Annotated in this window: 17 protein-coding genes, 2 tRNA genes and 2 pseudogenes; 15 read left to right on the top strand and 6 right to left on the bottom strand. The window is 60.9% G+C overall.

Annotation, left to right across the window (positions count from 1 at the left end; all coding sequences use genetic code 11):
- The 4 genes from ACIPHN_RS25000 to ACIPHN_RS25015 form a co-directional block, all read left to right on the top strand.
- The coding region (locus tag ACIPHN_RS25000) for a proton-conducting transporter membrane subunit (protein ID WP_400441672.1) at nucleotides 1–660 on the top strand (660 nt) is incomplete at its 5' end.
- A gap of 157 nt (nucleotides 661–817) precedes the next feature.
- Nucleotides 818–2,326: an NADH-quinone oxidoreductase subunit NuoN gene (gene nuoN, locus ACIPHN_RS25005; protein WP_400441674.1), complete on the top strand. Its 1,509-nt coding sequence runs from the start codon at nucleotides 818–820 to the stop codon at nucleotides 2,324–2,326.
- A gap of 11 nt (nucleotides 2,327–2,337) precedes the next feature.
- On the top strand, nucleotides 2,338–2,652 hold the full coding sequence (locus ACIPHN_RS25010) for a DUF2818 family protein (RefSeq protein ID WP_198983366.1): 315 nt from the start codon (nucleotides 2,338–2,340) through the stop codon (nucleotides 2,650–2,652).
- Between the two features lie 120 nt (nucleotides 2,653–2,772).
- Nucleotides 2,773–3,348, top strand: a complete 576-nt coding sequence (locus ACIPHN_RS25015; protein WP_400441677.1) for an NUDIX domain-containing protein — start codon at nucleotides 2,773–2,775, stop codon at nucleotides 3,346–3,348.
- A 74-nt stretch (nucleotides 3,349–3,422) separates the two neighbouring features.
- Here the strand turns inward: ACIPHN_RS25015 and ACIPHN_RS25020 are convergent, their stop codons facing one another.
- Nucleotides 3,423–5,099 carry an electron transfer flavoprotein-ubiquinone oxidoreductase gene (locus ACIPHN_RS25020; protein WP_400441680.1) on the bottom strand — a complete coding sequence of 559 codons (1,677 nt, stop codon included), beginning with the start codon at nucleotides 5,097–5,099 and terminating at the stop codon, nucleotides 3,423–3,425.
- Nucleotides 5,100–5,452: 353 nt separating this feature from the next.
- Here ACIPHN_RS25020 and ACIPHN_RS25025 point away from each other — a divergent pair, with 353 nt between their 5' ends.
- The 6 genes and pseudogenes from ACIPHN_RS25025 to ACIPHN_RS25050 all read left to right on the top strand — a co-directional run bounded on the left by ACIPHN_RS25025 (nucleotide 5,453) and on the right by ACIPHN_RS25050 (nucleotide 11,957).
- Nucleotides 5,453–5,878 (top strand): acyl-CoA thioesterase, encoded by a 426-nt coding sequence (locus ACIPHN_RS25025; protein ID WP_400441683.1) that lies wholly within the window; start codon nucleotides 5,453–5,455, stop codon nucleotides 5,876–5,878.
- Nucleotides 5,879–6,038: 160 nt separating this feature from the next.
- Nucleotides 6,039–7,189: pseudogene (locus ACIPHN_RS25030) on the top strand (ABC transporter substrate-binding protein).
- A gap of 173 nt (nucleotides 7,190–7,362) precedes the next feature.
- Nucleotides 7,363–8,253 carry a branched-chain amino acid ABC transporter permease gene (locus tag ACIPHN_RS25035; RefSeq protein ID WP_400441686.1) on the top strand — a complete coding sequence of 297 codons (891 nt, stop codon included), beginning with the start codon at nucleotides 7,363–7,365 and terminating at the stop codon, nucleotides 8,251–8,253.
- 4 nt (nucleotides 8,254–8,257) lie between these two features.
- On the top strand, nucleotides 8,258–10,225 hold the full coding sequence (locus ACIPHN_RS25040) for an ATP-binding cassette domain-containing protein (RefSeq protein WP_400441689.1): 1,968 nt from the start codon (nucleotides 8,258–8,260) through the stop codon (nucleotides 10,223–10,225).
- A 2-nt stretch (nucleotides 10,226–10,227) separates the two neighbouring features.
- On the top strand, nucleotides 10,228–10,956 hold the full coding sequence (locus ACIPHN_RS25045) for an ABC transporter ATP-binding protein (protein ID WP_400441692.1): 729 nt from the start codon (nucleotides 10,228–10,230) through the stop codon (nucleotides 10,954–10,956).
- A gap of 164 nt (nucleotides 10,957–11,120) precedes the next feature.
- On the top strand, nucleotides 11,121–11,957 hold the full coding sequence (locus ACIPHN_RS25050) for an alpha/beta fold hydrolase (protein WP_400441695.1): 837 nt from the start codon (nucleotides 11,121–11,123) through the stop codon (nucleotides 11,955–11,957).
- Nucleotides 11,958–11,996: 39 nt separating this feature from the next.
- Here the strand turns inward: ACIPHN_RS25050 and ACIPHN_RS25055 are convergent, their stop codons facing one another.
- On the bottom strand, nucleotides 11,997–12,191 hold the full coding sequence (locus tag ACIPHN_RS25055) for a hypothetical protein (RefSeq protein ID WP_400441698.1): 195 nt from the start codon (nucleotides 12,189–12,191) through the stop codon (nucleotides 11,997–11,999).
- A gap of 144 nt (nucleotides 12,192–12,335) precedes the next feature.
- Between ACIPHN_RS25055 and ACIPHN_RS25060 the strand changes: the two genes are divergently transcribed.
- Complete coding sequence (locus ACIPHN_RS25060) at nucleotides 12,336–12,746, top strand: transcriptional regulator (protein WP_400441701.1); 411 nt, start codon at nucleotides 12,336–12,338, stop codon at nucleotides 12,744–12,746.
- Between the two features lie 75 nt (nucleotides 12,747–12,821).
- Here ACIPHN_RS25060 and ACIPHN_RS25065 read toward each other — a convergent pair.
- From ACIPHN_RS25065 to ACIPHN_RS25075, 3 genes are all read right to left on the bottom strand, one after another.
- Nucleotides 12,822–12,897, bottom strand: a tRNA-Lys gene (locus ACIPHN_RS25065).
- 73 nt (nucleotides 12,898–12,970) lie between these two features.
- Nucleotides 12,971–13,046 (bottom strand) — tRNA-Lys (locus ACIPHN_RS25070).
- Nucleotides 13,047–13,211: 165 nt separating this feature from the next.
- Nucleotides 13,212–14,036: a spermidine synthase gene (locus ACIPHN_RS25075; protein ID WP_400441704.1), complete on the bottom strand. Its 825-nt coding sequence runs from the start codon at nucleotides 14,034–14,036 to the stop codon at nucleotides 13,212–13,214.
- 184 nt (nucleotides 14,037–14,220) lie between these two features.
- On the opposite strand from ACIPHN_RS25075, the gene ACIPHN_RS25080 reads away from it, so the two are divergent.
- The 4 genes from ACIPHN_RS25080 (at nucleotide 14,221) to ACIPHN_RS25095 (ending at nucleotide 15,940) form a co-directional block, all read left to right on the top strand.
- Nucleotides 14,221–15,036 (top strand): MetQ/NlpA family ABC transporter substrate-binding protein, encoded by an 816-nt coding sequence (locus tag ACIPHN_RS25080; RefSeq protein WP_400441707.1) that lies wholly within the window; start codon nucleotides 14,221–14,223, stop codon nucleotides 15,034–15,036.
- Between the two features lie 107 nt (nucleotides 15,037–15,143).
- A complete protein-coding gene (locus tag ACIPHN_RS25085; protein WP_198984100.1) occupies nucleotides 15,144–15,284 on the top strand; it encodes a hypothetical protein in 141 nt (46 codons plus the stop codon).
- Between the two features lie 69 nt (nucleotides 15,285–15,353).
- Nucleotides 15,354–15,557 carry a type II toxin-antitoxin system VapB family antitoxin gene (locus ACIPHN_RS25090; protein ID WP_400441711.1) on the top strand — a complete coding sequence of 68 codons (204 nt, stop codon included), beginning with the start codon at nucleotides 15,354–15,356 and terminating at the stop codon, nucleotides 15,555–15,557.
- Nucleotides 15,557–15,940, top strand: coding sequence for a type II toxin-antitoxin system VapC family toxin (locus ACIPHN_RS25095; protein ID WP_400441714.1), 384 nt, complete (start codon nucleotides 15,557–15,559; stop codon nucleotides 15,938–15,940). The genes ACIPHN_RS25090 and ACIPHN_RS25095 overlap by 1 nt, the downstream gene beginning before the upstream one ends.
- On the opposite strand, the pseudogene ACIPHN_RS25100 reads toward ACIPHN_RS25095, so the two are convergent.
- Nucleotides 15,937–16,335: pseudogene (locus tag ACIPHN_RS25100) on the bottom strand (DNA-deoxyinosine glycosylase); the annotation flags it as partial. The gene ACIPHN_RS25095 and the pseudogene ACIPHN_RS25100 sit on opposite strands and share 4 nt — an antisense overlap.
- Nucleotides 16,336–16,589: the final 254 nt, after the last annotated feature.

The following is a 16,589-nucleotide window of genomic DNA, read 5'->3' on the forward strand; positions in this document are numbered from 1 at the left end:
AAACACATCATTATAAACAATTACCATAAACCACTCAAATACAAACTTCAGGTGGCCCTGGTGAAGAAGGACATGAAGAAACTGGTGGCCTATTCGTCGATCGCCCACATGGGCTTCGTCACCCTGGGCTTCTTCATGTTCAATGACATGGCAGTGCAGGGCGGTATCGTGCAGATGATCTCGCACGGCTTCGTCTCCGGCGCAATGTTCATGTGTATCGGCGTGCTGTATGACCAGATGCACACCCGTGAGATTGCACAGTACGGTGGTGTGGTCAACAAGATGCCGCGCTTTGCCTTCTTCTTCATCCTGTTCTCGCTGGCCAACTGCGGCCTGCCGGCCACTTCCGGTTTCGTCGGCGAATTCATGGTGATCCTGGGCGCGGTGAAGTTCAACTTCTGGATCGGCCTGCTGGCAGCCACCGCCCTGATCCTGGGCGCGGCCTACTCGCTGTGGCTGGCCAAGCGCGTGATCTTTGGCAAGGTAGCCAATCACCACGTGGCCGAGCTGGTCGATTTGAATGGCCGTGAATTCCTGATCCTGGGCCTGCTGGCGATTGCTACCATGGTCATGGGCCTGTATCCGGCCATCATCACCGACAGCATCCAGACCTCGGTGACCGACCTGCTGCAGCACGTGGCGGTCTCCAAGATCAACTGATCGCGCAGTAAAGATGTGAAGGGCGGGGCGCTTGCGTCCCGCTGGCAAAGAAGCTGGGCAACAACGAGTAACGAGACGAGCCGGTGTGACATAGCCGGTCGGGCGGCGCGGCGGGAAGTCGCGACACAAGCTGGCGAACACAAGCGGTAGTAACTAAATGAATAACATGAATCTGATCCCTGTCTATCCGGAAATATTTCTGCTGATCGCGACTTCCGCGATCCTGCTGATCGATATGTTCCTGCCGGAAGCCAAGCGCGTCATCACTTATCTGCTGTCGCTGGCAGCGCTGGTGGTGTGTGCGGTACTGACCTTCGGCGACCTCAACAGCGGTGCCACGGTCTACACGTTCAACAACATGTTCGTGTCCGATCCGCTGGCCAACCTGTTGAAGCTGTTCACCTACCTGGGTGTCGGCGTGACGCTGATCTACTCCCGCCAGTACAACACCGCACGCGGCATCACCGGTGGCGCGCTGGGTGGCGAATACTACGCACTGGCCCTGTTTGCCCTGCTGGGCCAGATGGTCATGATCTCCGGCAACAGCTTCCTGTCCATCTACCTGGGCCTGGAACTGATGTCGCTGTCGCTGTACGCCCTGGTGGCCCTGCGTCGTGACAACGCCGCTTCCACCGAAGCCGGCATGAAGTACTTCATCCTGGGTGCACTGGCTTCCGGTTTCCTGCTGTACGGCATGTCCATGCTCTACGGTTCCACCGGCGGTTCGCTGGAACTCAACGAAGTCTTCCGCGCCATCGTCTCGGGTACCGTCGATCGCACTCCGCTGGTGTTCGGCGTGGTGTTCGTGGTGGCCGGCCTGGCCTTCAAGCTGGGTGCCGTTCCCTTCCACATGTGGGTGCCTGACGTCTACCAGGGCTCGCCGACTCCGGTGACCCTGCTGCTGGGCGCCGCACCGAAGCTGGCGACCTTCGCCATCACCTTCCGTCTGCTGGTCGAAGGCATGCTGCCGCTGGCGGTGGATTGGCAGCAGATGCTGATGGTGCTGGCCGTGCTGTCCATCATCCTGGGTAACGTCACCGCCATCGCGCAGAGCAACATCAAGCGCATGCTGGCCTACTCGACCATCTCCCACATGGGCTTCATGCTCCTGGGCATGATGTCGGGCGTGGTCGACGGCAACCTGTTCTCGGCCGTCAACGCCTACAGCTCCTCGCTGTTCTATGCGCTGACCTACGTGATCACCACCCTGGGTTCCTTCGGCGTGATCATCCTGCTCTCGCGTGCCGGTTTCGAAGCCGACACCCTGGAAGACTTCAAGGGCCTGAACCAGCGTAGCCCCTGGTTTGCCGCCGTGATGATGATCCTGATGTTCTCGCTGGCAGGTATCCCCCCGCTGGTGGGCTTCTACGCCAAGCTGTCGGTGCTGCAGGCTGCCATGGCTACCGGCCAGATCTGGCTGCCGGTGCTGGCCGTGATCTTCTCGCTGATCGGTGCCTTCTACTACATCCGTGTGGTCAAGGTCATGTACTTCGATGATCCGACCGATTCGAACAAGATCGTCGCTACGCCTGAAATGCGCGTCGTGCTGAGCTTGAACGGTATCGCTGCACTGGCCATCGGCCTGTGGCCGGGTCACCTGATGGATGCCTGCACCAACGCCATCGTCACCACGCTGGCGACCTTCCTCAGCAAGGTCGTCGCCTAAGGGACAGGGGAATGAACATTTCCCTGTTCAGCTGGGTTGTCATCCTGTTGGCCGCGCTTGCGGCCAATTTGCCGTTCTTCAACCAGCAACTGTTTGCCCTGATCCCGCTGAAAAAGGATGCAGCCTGGGTCAAGCCGGTATGGGTGCGCCTGATCGAACTGCTGCTGCTGTATTTTGTGGTCGGTCTGGTGGCGCGTCAGCTCGAAGCCGGCGTCGGCAATGTCTTTTCGCAAGGCTGGGAATTCTATGCCGTCACCGGCTGTCTGTTCCTGGTGCTGGCTTTTCCGGGTTTCGTGCTGCGCTACCTGCGCAAGACCCACGCCTGACAGGCGACTAGCTGCATGAGGTGCCGGTCCTGGTGACCGGTGCCTTGCTCCCGACAGCAGGCGTCGCCACGGTGCCCTGCTGTTGTTCTCCCTCTCCATCATTCTTTCCTCGGTCACCCCATGGACGCCCATCTCAAAGAGACGCAGAAAGACAGCCGCCGGGTCTACGAAGGCCATTTCCTCAAGGTCCAGCAAGACACCATCGTCTTGCCCAATGGCCGGGAAGCCAAGCGCGAGTACATCAAGCATCCTGGCGCGGTCACGGTATTGCCGCTGTTCGATGACGGCAGCGTGCTGATGGAGCGGCAGTTCCGCTATCCGCTGGATCGCGTATTCATTGAATTCCCCGCCGGCAAGATCGATCCGGGCGAGGATACCCTGGTCTGCGCCAAGCGCGAGCTCAAGGAAGAGACGGGTTATACGGCCAGCGATTGGCAGTATGTCTGCACCATCCACAATGCCATCGCCTATTCGGATGAACATCTGGTGCTCTATCTGGCGCGTGGGCTGACGGAAGGGGAGAGGCAGCTCGATGAGGGCGAATTCCTGGACATCTACAAGGCACCGCTGCCGGAACTGCTGGAACAGGTACGCAACGGCCAGATCACCGATGTGAAGACCATCATCGGCGTGTTCTGGCTGGAGAAGGTCGTCAATGGCAGCTGGACACCGCCTGAGCGTCCCGCCGGTATCTGATCAAGGGCCTACGGGCCTGCAGCAAGAAAAAAGCCGCATCGTCTTCCGATGCGGCTTTGTTTTTTCGGCGGGGCTTACATGCCCGAGTAGTTGGGCCCACCACCGCCTTCGGGCGTCACCCAGACGATGTTCTGGGTCGGGTCCTTGATGTCACAGGTCTTGCAGTGCACGCAGTTCTGGGCATTGATCTGCAGGCGTTCGCTGTTGTCCTCGTTCCTGACGAACTCATACACCCCCGCCGGGCAGTAGCGCGATTCCGGGCCGGCGTACTTGGCCAGGTTGATCTGCACCGGCACGTTCTTGTCCTTGAGCGTGAGGTGGGCGGGCTGGTCTTCGCCGTGGTTGGTGTTGGAGATGAACACTGATGAGAGGCGGTCGAAAGTCAGCTTGCCGTCCGGCTTCGGATAGGCGATCGGCGCATAGTTGGCCGCTGGTTTCAGGCACTCATGGTCCGCATGCGTATGACGCAGGGTCCACGGCGCCTTGCCGCCGAAGAGCACCTGGTCGATGCCCACCAGCAGCGTGCCGGTCACCAGCCCACGACTCATCGAGGGCTTGAAGTTGCGGGCCTTGTGCAATTCTTCCTTCAGCCACGACGCTTCGAACGCGGCCGGATAGGCGGCCAGCTCATCAGACTGGCGATTCTCGCCCAGGGCCTGGAAGGCGGCGTCCGCTGCCATCATGCCGCTCTTGATGGCGGCGTGGCTGCCCTTGATGCGCGAGGCATTGAGGAAGCCGGCGTCGCAGCCCAGCAGCGCACCACCCGGGAACACCAGCTTGGGCAGCGATTGCACACCACCGGCGGTGATGGCGCGGGCACCGTAAGAGAGGCGCTTGCCGCCCTCGAAGAACTTGCGGATCTCCGGGTGGGTCTTGTAGCGCTGGAATTCCTCGAAGGGCGACAGATAGGGATTCTCGTAGGCCAGGCCCACCACGTAACCCACCGCGACCTGGTTGTTTTCCAGGTGATACAGGAAGGAGCCGCCATAGGTATCGTTGGCCAGCGGCCAGCCGGCGGTGTGGACCACCAGGCCGGGCTGGTGCACCTCCGGCTTCACTTCCCACAATTCCTTGATGCCGATGGCATAGGTCTGCGGATCACGGCCGGCGTCCAGTTTGTACTTGGCGATCAGTTGCTTGCCCAGGTGACCACGCGCGCCTTCGGCGAAGAAGGTGTACTTGGCATGCAGTTCCATGCCCAGCTGGAATTCGGGACCGGGCTCGCCTTCCTTGTTGATGCCCATGTTGCCGGTGGCCACGCCCTTGACCGAGCCATCGTCGTTGTAGAGGACCTCGGCAGCCGGGAAGCCGGGGAAGATCTCCACGCCCAGCGCCTCGGCCTGCTGGCCCAGCCAGCGGGTGACGTTGGACAGCGAGATCACGTAGTTGCCGTGATTCTGGAAACAGGCTGGCAGCAGCCAGTTGGGTGTCTTGTAGGCCTTGGTGGCGGAGAGGAAGAGGAAGCGGTCTTCGCTCACCTTTGTCTCCAGCGGCGCGCCTTGCGCCTTCCAATCAGGGATGAGTTCGCTCAGGGCGCGCGGGTCCATGACCGCGCCGGAGAGGATGTGGGCGCCGACTTCGCTGCCTTTTTCCAGTACGCAGACCGACACCTCCCGGCCTTGCTGGGCCGCCAGCTGTTTGAGGCGGATGGCCGCCGACAGGCCGGCCGGGCCGCCGCCGACGACGACCACGTCATATTCCATGGATTCGCGTGGGCCGTATTGATCTAGCAAGTCTTGAGATGAAGTCATGGGTGTCCCGTGTTATGTGAACTGCCTGTTTTTCGAACGATCGTGCTATTGTTAAGTATTTTTCGAAGGAACGCTAGTGGTCATGACGCTTTTAGCGTCATTTTTATGCGTTCTCAACGGAAGCCCGGTGCTGCGTGCAGTGCAGGATGCGGCGTCGGCGGGCTGCGGGGAATGCCGCGTATTCTATTGGATTTTGCCAAACCAGCCTCATACCGTATTGGCTTGTATTGATAACCAGATGTTATGCAGTGCAGCAAAGTGCGGTAAAAAGTACATCACGAACATGCTGCAGATGAATTGCCCGCATGAAAAGAATTGCAGTCATTGATGAATCAAACAGGGAAAGGACCCACATGAGCAGTCATAGCGAACAGGCGCACAAGTCGTTGTATGTCTCCCGGCAGACCATCCGCTGGGGGGACATGGATGCCTTCGGCCATGTTAACAACACCATCTATTTCCGCTTCATGGAGCAGTGCCGCATCGAGTGGCTGGAAGAGGTCTTCGGCCCCACCATCGCTGGGGAAGAGGGGCCTGTGATCGTCAATGCGCACTGCAATTTCCGCCGCCAGATGAAGTATCCGGCCAGTATCGTGGTCCAGATGTTCGCCGGCCACCTGGGGCGTACGAGTGTGGAAACTACGTATGTCATCCGCGACGCTGGCGATGAGCAGATCATTTATGCTGACGGCAGCGCAAAGATCGTCTGGGTTGATTTCAAGAAAGAAAAGTCCATGGCGCTGCCCGATTCGCTGCGACACTTGCTGACAAGCTTGTAAGTTTGGCGCAAGGAAACTGCGACAGAATCGGCCCGACACTCCCGCAAGGATCCGCCACAGAGCGGAGGGAGCCGAGAATTCGTTTCGCACCGGAGCGGGTTCCAAAGAGCTTGGACCGTCCCCGATGGGCCAGCCGACAACTACATACTGGAGGATGACAATGACCTACAAGACCCAGGCCTTCGTGGCCGCAGCCCTGATGACGCTGGCGATGTCTTCGCAAGCGGCAGACCCCATCAAGATCGGCGTGTCCGGTCCCTATACCGGTGGTTCCGCCCCCATGGGCGTGTCCATGCGCGACGGCGTCAAGCTGGCCGTGGCCGAGATCAACGCCGCCGGCGGCGTGCTGGGCCGCCAGCTGCAAGTGGTGGAGCGCGATGATGAAGCCAAGAACGAGCGCGGCGTGCAGATCGCCCAGGAACTGATCAACAAGGAAAAGGTGGTTGCCACCGTCGGCTTCATCAACACCGGCGTGGCCCTGGCCTCGCAGCGCTTCTACCAGGAAGCCAAGATCCCCGTGATCAACAACGTCGCCACCGGCACCGTGATCACCAAGCAGTTCGAGAAGGACAAGGACAACTACATCTTCCGCACCTCGGCTGCCGACAAGATCCAGGCCAAGATGATCGCCGATGAAGCCGTCGACAAGCAGAAATTCACCAAGGTCGCCATCCTGGCCGACTCCACCAACTACGGCCAGCTCGGCCGCGAAGACCTGGAGAAGGTGTTGGCCGACAAGAAGGTCACCCCGGTGGCCGTCGAGAAGTACAACATCAAGGACGTCGACATGACGGCCCAGCTGCTCAAGTCCAAGCAGGGTGGCGCCCAGGCCGTGCTGACCTACGGTATCGGCCCGGAACTGGCGCAGATCGCCAACGGCATGGAAAACTGAACTGGCACGTGCCCATCATCGGCAGCTGGCCGCTGTCCATGGGTAACTTCTTCGACAACTCCGGCAAGAACGGCAACGGCGCCCGCATGCCGCAGACCTTCATCCAGGACGGCAACACCCCCAAGCGCAAGGCCTTCATCGAGGCTTACCAGAAGGCCTACAAGGTTGACCGCATGCCCTCGGCCGTGTCCGCTGCCCAAGGCTATGACTCCATCCTGCTGCTGGCCGCTGCCATCAAGCAGGCTGGTTCCACCGATGGCGACAAGGTCCGCGCCGCACTGGAAAGCCTGAACACCAAGGTCGAAGGCGTGGTCACCACCTATGACAAGCCGTTCACCCACGACGATCACGAAGCCATCAAGCCGGCCAACGTGGTGATCGGCGAGGTCAAGAACGGCCGCGTCGTCCTCGGCAAATAAGATTCGACGCCGACTTCACGCACAGTAGTCGAAGAGGCCAGTCCTTGCGATCCGGGGGCTGGCCTTTTTCACACGAACTGTTGACGAATTCCTAACGGTCCGACCTGTCGGCACCGCGGCGTCGTCACAGCTCCATGCCGCCACCCGGCGGTAGCCGCTTCTTGGGAAACACAATGGACATCCTCTTACAACTGGTCTTCTCCGGGATCGCGCTCGGCATGATCTATGCCGTGATCGCCTTCGGTTACCAACTGACCTTTGCCACGTCTGGCACGCTCAATTTCGGCCAGGGTGAAGCCCTGATGCTGGGCGCGCTGGTGGGCCTGTCGGTCGTGGGCAATATCCACGGCGGACCTTACCTCAATTACTGGCTGATGATCCCCATCGTCCTGGTCTTCGGCGCGCTGCAAGGCATGTTCGTCGAATGGATAGGCGTGCGTCCGGCCATCAAGATCAAGTCCGAATTCGGCTGGATCATGTCCACCATCGCGCTGGCCATCATCTTCAAGAACGTCGCCGAGAACATCTGGGGCAAGGATGACCTGCCGTTCCCCTCGCCGATCTCGGGCACCCCTTTCCAGATCCTGGGCGCCAACGTGCAACCCATGCAGGTGCTGGTGGTGGTAGGGGCCCTGGTGATCATGGCCGCAGTCGAACTGTTCAACCGCAAGTCCATCTACGGCAAGGCCGTGGTGGCCACCTCCAACGACCGTGATGCGGCGGGCCTGATGGGCATCAATACCAGCATGGTGATCACTTTCTCCTATGCGCTGTCGTCGGCCACGGCGGCCTTTGCCGGCGTGCTGGTGGCACCGCTGACGCTGACCGGCGCCACCATGGGCGCGGCGCTGGGCCTGAAGGCCTTTGCGGTGGCCATCATCGGCGGGCTGACCTCGGGCATGGGCGCCATCGTCGGTGGCCTGATCCTGGGGGTGGCCGAGACCCTCACCGGTTTCTACATCTCGACCGGCTACAAGGAAGTCCCGGGCCTGGTGCTGCTGCTGCTGGTACTGGCCATCAAACCTGCAGGCCTGTTCGGCAAAACTGCGATCAAGAAGGTCTGACGCCATGAACAAGAAACTATTGCTGTTGTCCCTGCTGGGCATCGTCGCCCTGGCCGGCATTCCCATGGTGGTGCACAACCCGTATTACCTGCACCTGGTCGAAACCATCCTCATCTATGCCATCCTGCTGTTCGGGCTGGACATCGTGGTCGGCTATACCGGCCAGGTCTCGCTGGGCCATGCCGGCCTGTTCGGCATCGGCTCCTACGCTGCCGGCGTGCTGTTCTTCAAGCTGGGCCTGCCGATCTTCCTGACCATTCCGGCGGCCATCGCCGTGACGGCGGTGTTCGGCGCCATCCTGGCCCTGCCGGCGCTGCGCGTGACCGGTCCTTACCTGGCCATGGTGACGCTGGCGTTCGGCACCATCATCCAGATCCTGATCAACGAGATGACCTTCCTCACCGAAGGTCCGCTGGGGATCAAGCTGGCCAAGCCGATGATCGGCGGCGAGAAGATGAGCGAAGTGCAGTTCTTCTACGTGGTGGCCGCGCTGACCGTGGTCGCCATGCTGGTGGTGCATCGCATCCTCAAGTCCAACCTGGGCCGCGCCTTCCAGGCGCTGCGTGACAGCCCCATTGCCTCGGATTGCATGGGCGTGTCGGTGTATCGCTACAAGGTCTATGCCTTCATCATCAGCGCGGCGCTGGCTGGCCTCTCGGGCGCCCTGTATGCGTATTCGGAAGAGTACATCTCGCCCAATACCTACAACTTCGAGCTGACCATCATGTTCCTGCTGGCGGTGATCATGGGCGGGCGCAAGTCGCGTATCGGTTCGCTCATCGGCGCTCTGATCGTGGTGATGCTGCCCAGCCTGCTGTCGGACATCGAACTGTTCCGCCAGATCGCCACGGCCCTGGCCCTGATCGTGGTCGTCGGTGCTGCCGTGCAGGTGAGCCGCAAGACCAAGACAGCGCGCGGCGTGGCCGTACCGGTGGTGGCCACGGTTGCCATGGCGGCCTTCTCGTACAAGCTGGAGAACATCACCGACTGGCGCCTGACCATCTTCGGCCTGATGACCCTGTTCGTGGTCTATTACCTGCAGGATGGCATCGTCGGCTTCTGCCGCAGCCTGTTCGGCCGCATGCTCACCAAACATGTACCGGTGGCCCAGCAGATCGCGGGCGACAAGGAGCGTGCCGTCATCACGACCGACTCGGTCAAGGATGCCGGGGCGACCCTCCTGAAGGTCAACCAGATCCTGATGCAGTTCGGTGGCCTGAAGGCGCTCAACCGCGTCGACCTGGATGTGCGCAAGGGGACCGTGCATGGCCTGATCGGCCCCAACGGCTCCGGCAAGAGCACCATGATGAACGTGCTGACCGGCATCTATCGTCCCACCGATGGTGCGGTGGAGTACGACGGTCGCCAGATCTCCGGCACCACGCCCTCGGCCATTGCCCTGGGTGGGGTGGCACGGACTTTCCAGAACGTGCAGCTGTTCGGTGAAATGACGGCCACCGAGAACGTGCTGGTGGGCCTGCATCACACCTTCAACAGCAATGTCGTCGACGTGATGGTCAACTCGCCCCGCTATACCCGGGAAGAGCAGGCCGCCCGCGAGCGCGCCGCCGCCATCCTGGAGTTCGTCGGCCTGGCCAACCTGGCCAACGAGGAAGCGCGTAACCTGCCCTACGGCAAGCAGCGCCTGCTGGAAATCGGTCGCGCACTGGGCCTGAACCCGAGCCTGTTGCTGCTGGACGAACCGGCTGCCGGCCTGACCGCGCCCGACATCAAGGAGCTCGTTGCCATCATCCGCAAGATCCGCGAAGCCGGCATCACCATCATCCTGATCGAACACCACATGGACGTGGTCATGTCGATCTGCGATACCGTCACCGTGCTCGATTTCGGCCAGAAGATCGCCGAAGGCCGGCCGGCCCAGGTCCAGGCCGACCCTAAGGTCATCGATGCCTACCTTGGCAGTGGCGCGGGCGATGCCCATGACAATACATCCAGCCCCGCGGGAGCCTGAACATGCTGACTATTTCCAACCTGCACGCCGCCTACGGCAAGGTCGAGGTGCTGCATGGCATCTCGATGGACGTTCCCAAGGGCAAGGTCGTGACCCTGATCGGTTCCAACGGTGCCGGCAAGACCACCACCATGCGCGCCATCTCAGGCATGCTCAAACCGAAGGGCGGGGAAGTCACGCTCGGCGGCAAGAACATCACCGGCCTGGATTCGCACAAGATCGCCCGCTTCGGCCTGGCGCATTCGCCCGAAGGCCGCCGTGTCTTCGCCACCATGAGCGTGACCGACAACCTCTTGCTGGGGGCCTTCCCGCGCTTTACCCGGGCGCGTCCCAAGGGAGATATCGCCCATGACCTGGAGCGCGCGCTGGAGCTGTTCCCGCGCCTGAAGGAACGGCAGACCCAGCTGGCCGGGACCCTCTCGGGCGGCGAGCAGCAGATGCTGGCCATGGCGCGCGCCGTCATGCTCAATCCCGAGGTCATCCTGCTGGACGAGCCCTCGATGGGGCTGGCACCCATCCTGGTCGATGAAGTGTTCCGCATCATCCTGCGTCTGAAGGAGCAGGGCGTGACCATGCTGCTGGTGGAGCAGTTCGCGGCGGCTGCACTGAATGTTGCGGATTACGGATATGTGCTGGAGAATGGCAGGATCTCCGTACATGGACCCGCCGACAAGCTGCAGAACGATCCGGCGGTGAAAGCCGCCTATCTGGGCGGCGGTGCGCATCACTGATGGCCTGCGAGGGCTGCCTATCCGTCATGCGCCTGGCGTCATACTGGGGCTCGCACGTCGTGTAGGCAGATAGCGTGTCCGGTATATTAAGGGGGAGACATACCTCTTGAATGCTGTTTAAGGCGCACCTCCGGGTGCGCCTTTTCTTTTGCGAAGGAGTGTGGATGGATGTGCCGCAACCATACCGGGTCGACGTCGATGGCGTCACCCTGCAAGCCAGTCTGTGGGGACAGCGCAGCGCGGACCGCCCGGCCATCGTGCTGATGCACGAGTCGCTGGGTGGGGTGGCCTTGTGGCGGGAATTCCCGGCGCAATTGTCGGCGCGCACCGGCTGCGCCGTGGTCGCCTATGACCGCTATGGCTTTGGTGCTTCGCAGGCACGCCATGACCGCCTGCCTGCCGATTTCATTGCCGCCGAAGCCCGGCCCTGGCTGCTGGCGGTATTGCAGCAACTGGCGCTGGGGCCGGTGGTGTTGTTCGGTCACAGCGTGGGCGGCGGGATGGCGATCTCGGCCGCCGCGCAGCTGCCGCAACAGGTGGTGGCCGTGATCACCGAATCGGCCCAGGCCTTCGTCGAGGAGCGCACGCTGGAAGGCATACGCGCTGCACGCGACAGCTTTGCCGATCCGGCCCAGGTGATGCGGCTGGCGAGGTACCACGGCAACGACGCGCAGAAGGCTCGGTGGGTACTCGACGCCTGGATCGATACCTGGCTGCACCCCGGATTCGCCAGCTGGTCGCTGGATGCCGCGCTGGCCCGCGTGCGCTGTCCGGTCCTGGCCCTGCATGGCGACCAGGACGAGTATGGCTCGCTGGCACATCCCCGGCGCATCGTCGGGCAAGACGGCGGGCCAGGCGGGAGCGGGGGAGGGCCGCGCGAATGCCGGGTGCTGTCGTCATGCGGGCATGTGCCGCATCGCGAGCAACCGGAGCAGGTCCTGCTGGCCGTCTGTGATTTCCTGGCGCGTCGGGTAGCGGCTTGTGCGGTGATGCCTGGCTAGCGGCTAGCAGTTAGTGGCTGGTCGCGTGTTTCTTCTGTTTTAGTCCTCGTCCAGATCGTGCCGATAGGCGTGCAGGCCGCGCAAATACATCAGCCGAATGAAAAGTGCCCGGGATCGGTAAGTTTGTTCCGCAAAGTGGTTAGCCTCATCCAGTTCCGTTTTGGAAAGTCGAAAATTCACCAGACGTGCCGCTCCATTTGCGGGCTTGCGTTCGGTTGGCTGCTTGGCTGCCATAAGATGTCTCCTCGCTTGTTGGTCCGAGAGAAACATTCTAGGAGAGGTGGGTTTCAGATGTCATCGAATAAAAGTGAATATTTGACAATACTTGGTGATCGGCTGGCAAAAGAACGCAGTCGCTGCGGCCATACCCAGAAATCCGTGGCTGACGAACTCGAGATCACCGCCCGTACCCAGATCAAGTACGAGATCGGCGAGACAGCCCCGGACGCCTACTACCTGCACGGCCTGAGTGCCATCGGCATCGACGTCACCTATGTGCTGACCGGGATGCGGGGTGCGGCCCCTTCGGCGGAGGAAAGTGAGCTGATCGCCAGTTATCGCTGTGTCGATACACCGACGCGCAATGCGCTGGTGCAATTGCTGGATGGCATGGCGCGCATGTCCGTGGCCAGCCGCAAGAAGCGTGATTTCTATGCGGTCCGGGAAAGCAAGCGGGGCAAGCCGGGGCGGCCGCCCAAGTCGGCAGCGCCCGAGGCGAAGCAGGATGGCATGGCGGGGGAACCAGCCGCTTCCGCGCCGGAAGGGGATGGGGTGGCGCGGGATGCGTGAGCCGGACACGATGATTGGGGGCCGGAAAGAAAAAAAGCACCGCGATTTCTCGCAGTGCTTTCTTCTTGCTGCATTTGGTGGGGCGTCACAGATTCGAACTGTGGACCTACGGATTAAGAGTCCGCTGCTCTACCAGCTGAGCTAACGCCCCTTGGTCACACCTGGCAAGGCCAGGAAGACTGGGAAGTGAAAAAGGCCTCTATTTCAGGAGGCCTTTTGAAATTTGGTGGGGCGTCACAGATTCGAACTGTGGACCTACGGATTAAGAGTCCGCTGCTCTACCAGCTGAGCTAACGCCCCGTTGCTGCACTTGTTGTTGCTGTGTGCTGCAAGAGAGAGCGCATTATAGGTGGGGCTATAGGGCTGTGCAAGCATTTTCTGTGAAAAAGATGAAAATATTTTATCCATTCACTTAGCCCGCCCGCGAAAGCCCCGTCTCCTGTGGCTTATTGTCCCATTCAGGTATTACAGCGCAGCCTTGATGCCATTCACCCAGGACTTCGCCGGCAGCTTGGTCTGGCTCTCGATCAGTGCCGCTCGTGCATACAGTTCCGGGAAGTCGAACTCGGGCTCGCCCTTGAAGGCTAGCGCCACCACGTTACCGTCATGGACCTCGGGCAGGGAGACGACGCTGTCGAAGGCAAACTCCATGGCCCGCAGGTTCCTGGCATAGCTGGGATGGTCGCCGAACAGGTTCACGGTCATGACGCCACCCGGCGCCAGGCTGTCGTAGCAGGCCTGGTAGAACTCGGGACTGTCCAGCACCGGTCCGCGTGCCGTGGCGTCATACAGGTCCACCTGCAGGGCATCGATGATGCCGTGCGTGGCGGCGTGGACGATGAAGTCCATGGCATCGCTCTCGATGAGCATGAGACGCTCATCAGCTTCGGGCAGCTTGAACATGCTGTGGCAGATGCTGATGACGGCCGGGTTCAACTCCACCGCCGTCACCTGCGCCTGTGCAAAATGGCGATAGCTGAACTTGGTCAGCGCGCCCGTTCCCAGGCCCAGTTGCACGATGTGACGTGGATCGCGGTTGAATAGCATCCAGGCCATCATCTGCTGGGCGTATTCCAGCTCGATCCAGTCCGGCTTGCGGATGCGCATGGCACCTTGCACCCACTCGGTACCGAAGTGTAAATAGCGCACGCCTTCCAGTTCGGACAGTGTCACCGGTGCGTACTTTGGTTTGCGGGGCTTGCTGGCGTCGGCTTCGATCTGCTGGCGGCGACGGTTGGGGCCGGCCTTGGTATTGGCCTGGGCTTCGATGGATTTTCTTCTGATGAGCATGGTGTGAATGATTCTGACGAAGGCCCCAGGAGGAGGCGGGGCGCTTGCGGATGCCGAATGATACCTTGTCCGGTGCCGTGGCCTCGTGTTTGCAGCGCTTTGCGCATATCGACATGCGGATTCATTCCTTCTGTCGCGCTTGAGCGCATGTGAGCATGCTGTCCTCATCATTCCCGGAGTTCACATGCCATTTGCAGCAATCATCAAGGGCGTTGCCGCCGCTGGCGCCCTGGCCCTGGCCTTGACGCCCCATGGCGCTTTTGCACAAGAGAAAAACAGGATCAAGGTCGGCATCTCGGTCGGCAGCGCCGAAGCCATCTTCGAGGTGGTCAAGAAGGTCGCCGCCCGCGACGGCCTGGAGGTACAGACCGTGGTCTTCAGCGACTACCTGCAACCCAATGCCGCGCTCGCTGCCGGCGACCTGGATGCCAATGCCTTCCAGCATCGCCCCTACCTGGAGAGCCAGATCGCCGCACGTGGCTACAAGATCGTCCCGGTGGGCCTGACCATCACGGCGCCGCTGGGCATCTATTCGCGCAAGTTCAAATCGGTCGATCAACTGCCCAATGGTGCTGCCATCGGCATCCAGAATGATCCCTCCAACGGCAATCGGGCTTTGCTGCTGTTGCAGAAGGCAGGCCTGATCAAGCTCAAGCCGGGCGTGGGCGAGAACGGTGTGAACGCCACCCCGCTGGATGTGGTGGACAATCCGCGCAAGCTCAAGCTGGTGGAGCTGGATGCGGCGCAATTGCCGCGCTCGCTGGATGACCTGGCGGCGGCCTCGATCAACAACGACTACGCTTTCAAGGCCGGTCTGTCGCTGCAGAAGGACACCATCGCCGTGGAAGATCCGCGTGGCCGCTACGCCAACATCATCGCCACCCGGCCCGAGGACAAGGACAAGCCCTGGGTGAAGAAGCTGGTCGCGGCCTATCACTCTGACGAGGTACGCAAGTTCATCGAAAGTGAGTTCAAGGGTTCGCTGGTACCGGCCTTCTGATTGGCATTGCCTTCCTGGACCGCCCGTGCTGGTGCCGGGCGGTTTTTTTACGTCCACGCGATCCGGGCCTTGCACCCGGCCGGCAGGGGAAGTATTACACTCTTGACATGCTCAAGAACCTCATCCTCTGCCTCAAGCTCGCCGTCGTATTCTGCGCCATCGTGTTCTTCGCGAAGGCGCTGGAATACCTCATCTTCAATGGCGGGTTCTCGGGGGAGTTCTACGATTATGTTTTTTTCCGGAAATGAGCGATCGGGATACCAGTTGGGATGCCAATTTTGGTGCAAAATGGTGCTTTTATTGATGCGGGGGCTTCCATGAGAACGACAGTCACCATTGACGACGATCTGTATGAGAGTGCGCTGGAAATGGCCGATCCCGCCATGGAGAAGGCGGACCTGTTTCGCGAGGCGATCAAGACCTTTGTCCGGGTCCAGGCCGCCAAGCGCCTGGCGGCCCTGGGTGGCAGCACGTCCGAGATGGAGGCTATTCCCCGGCGGCGCGGTGAGCCGCTACCCTGATGGAGGGGGTTCTCGTCGACACGTCTGTGTGGGTGGCGCATTTCCGTCAGCGCAGCGAGACGCTGGTGAGTCTGCTTCACCTTGACCTGGCGTTGACCCATCCCATGGTATTGCTCGAACTTGCCTGCGGCACGCCGCCAGCGCCACGCGAGCGCACCTTGCGCAACGTCGGCTCGCTGCGCAAGACACAGCAGGCTGCCGCACATGAAGTCGTGGAGTTGATCGAGCGTGAACGGCTGTATGGGCTCGGTTGTGGCCTGGTCGATGTGAGCCTGCTGGCATCGGTGCTGATGACGCCAGGTGCCGCCTTGTGGACTCTGGACAAGCGCCTGGCTGATTTGGCCGCGCGATTCGGCATCCTCTACCAGCGCAGCCTGAATTAGCGATCGCCGTCGATGCGGAGATCTTCCCGTGTCAGCGCCAGCCACGAAGCCAGCTTCTCGGCATAGCCGAGCGCGGCATACGCCGGACTGCTGGAGGGCAGCATCACGATCCGGTAATCCCCGGCCCGCTCCCCCAGGGCCTTCAATCCTATCTTCGCCGCAGTCCCGCCATTGAAGCCGATGGTATGCAGCCGTGGCAGTTTCTCCAGCAGGTCGAGCAGGTCATTGTGGACATGATCGCGGATATCGCTGTCCAGGCTGCCGATGCGCCGTGCCGTGGCGATCACGTCCCACAGACCGATGCCCTGCGCCAGCAGCACGGGCAGGCGCGCCGCATAGTCCATGCCCGCCAGATCGACCCCGGTGACGTTGCCCATCAAGCGCCAGAACGCATTGATCTTTTGGTTAATTTGACATTATTTCTCGTCTAGAAACTACTGCGGGACGGTGGCAGGACCGAGAGAATAATGATATTTTAGTAAAAAATTTTTAATTTTACTAAAGGCTTCTTGATGAATAGCGATGCATTGGTAACCCTTGCCATGAATATTCTTGAGTGTTGATTTGCATTGAAAACTGACCCACTTTCCCAGGAAATTTGCATCCAAAGTTGACCCATGTTTAGACCACAATCCTGCTCATCACAGCG

The sequence above is a fragment of the Herbaspirillum sp. NPDC087042 genome (assembly GCF_044745245.1).
In the GTDB taxonomy this organism is placed as follows: domain Bacteria; phylum Pseudomonadota; class Gammaproteobacteria; order Burkholderiales; family Burkholderiaceae_D; genus Herbaspirillum.